General features: G+C 41.6%; 3 protein-coding genes. All 3 read left to right on the top strand.

The genetic code is table 11. The features are described 5' to 3' along the window. On the top strand, nucleotides 1–188 hold a 188-nt coding region (locus BSG1_RS19320), incomplete at its 5' end, for a YlxR family protein (RefSeq protein WP_006838931.1). An 11-nt stretch (nucleotides 189–199) separates the two neighbouring features. Further along, nucleotides 200–520: a YlxQ family RNA-binding protein gene (locus BSG1_RS19325; RefSeq protein ID WP_044023212.1), complete on the top strand. Its 321-nt coding sequence runs from the start codon at nucleotides 200–202 to the stop codon at nucleotides 518–520. Between the two features lie 4 nt (nucleotides 521–524). Beyond that, nucleotides 525–1,712: translation initiation factor IF-2 (infB, locus tag BSG1_RS19330; RefSeq protein ID WP_044023213.1), on the top strand; the 1,188-nt coding region annotated here is incomplete at its 3' end.

The raw sequence follows: 1,712 nt of genomic DNA on the forward strand, positions 1-1,712 counted from the left end.
TTCGTTCTAAGGAAGGCGAAGTTTCCATCGACCCAACAGGTAAGAAATCAGGGAGAGGGGCATACCTTTCAAAAACGAAGGATGCAATTCAAACAGCAAAAAAGAAAAATGCAATAGCCAATCAATTACAAGCAAAAGTGGATGAATCAGTGTATGATGAACTGCTTGCGTTAGTAGAAAAGGAGTAGTTCTCGATTATATGAATCAGCAAAATCGATGGATGTCTCTGCTAGGATTGGCCAATCGGGCACGCAAAGTAATTTCAGGCGAAGAGCTTGTCATTAAGGAAATTCGCAGCAACAAGGCTAAGGTAGTCATTCTTGCAGGCGATGCATCTGAAAACACCAAAAAGAAAATCACTGATAAATGCAGCTACTATAAAGTTCCTTTTTATCAAGTGGAAGACAGAGGTGTTCTCGGACGAGCAATCGGAAAAGAGGCAAGAGTTACTGTCGCAATACTGGATGCCGGCTTTGCAGCGAAAATTTCCACGCTGCTCGATGAATCTCAATGGGGGTGAACATATGAGCAAAGTACGTATATACGAATACGCGAAAAAGCATAACGTTTCAAGTAAAGACGTTATTTCTAAACTAAAAGAAATGAATATTGAGGTATCAAACCATATGGCAACACTGGAAGATGACACTGTTAAGAAGCTTGAGAAATCATACGGAGGTAAATCTGGAAACTCTTCAGACAATGCTCCTAAACAAGATAAACCTAAAAACAGTCCGGCTAATGACCGCAATGGCAAGAAGAATGAACAGCAAAACAAGCCTGGTGATAAAAAAGTGTTTAACAATAACAAAAAAGGTAAAAACAACAATAGGCCTAACAATAACAAGCCTAATAAAAACACAAGAAATAACCAATCAAACAATCAGCCTCAGAAGAAAAAGGAAAAAGAACTTCCGGCTAAGATTACGTTTACTGAGTCTCTTACTGTTTCTGAACTTGGGAAGAAACTTCACCGTGAGCCTTCTGAAATCATCAAGAAGCTGTTCATGCTTGGTGTTATGGCCACAATCAATCAGGAACTTGAAAAAGAAGCAATCGAACTTGTCGCTGGGGAGTACGGTGTTGAAGTAGAGGAAGAGATCCTTGTTGATAAATCAGATCTTGAAGTGTACTTCACTGAAGATGAAGAAGCTGACAAAGTTGAGCGTCCTTCTGTTGTTACAATCATGGGTCACGTTGACCATGGTAAAACAACGCTTCTCGATTCCATCAGAAACACAAAGGTAACGGAAGGTGAAGCAGGCGGTATTACACAGCATATCGGTGCTTACCAGATCGTTGAAAACGACAAAAAGATTACTTTCCTGGATACACCTGGCCATGCTGCCTTCACTACAATGCGTGCCCGCGGCGCCCAGGTAACGGATATTGCAATTATCGTTGTAGCAGCTGATGATGGTGTTATGCCACAGACAGTTGAAGCAATCAACCATGCTAAAGCAGCAGAGGTTCCGATTATTATTGCCGTTAACAAAATGGATAAAGAAGCAGCGAATCCTGACCGTGTTATGCAGGAACTTACTGAATATCAACTTGTCCCTGAAGCATGGGGCGGAGACACAATCTTCGTACCACTTTCTGCCCTGAAAGGTGAAGGGATTGATGACCTGCTTGAGATGATCCTGCTTGTAAGTGAAGTGGAAGAGCTTAAAGCTAACCCAAAACGTTTGGCTCTTGGTACTGTCATTGAG

This window comes from Bacillus sp. SG-1 (assembly GCF_000181495.1).
In the GTDB taxonomy this organism is placed as follows: Bacteria; Bacillota; Bacilli; order Bacillales; family Bacillaceae_B; genus Rossellomorea.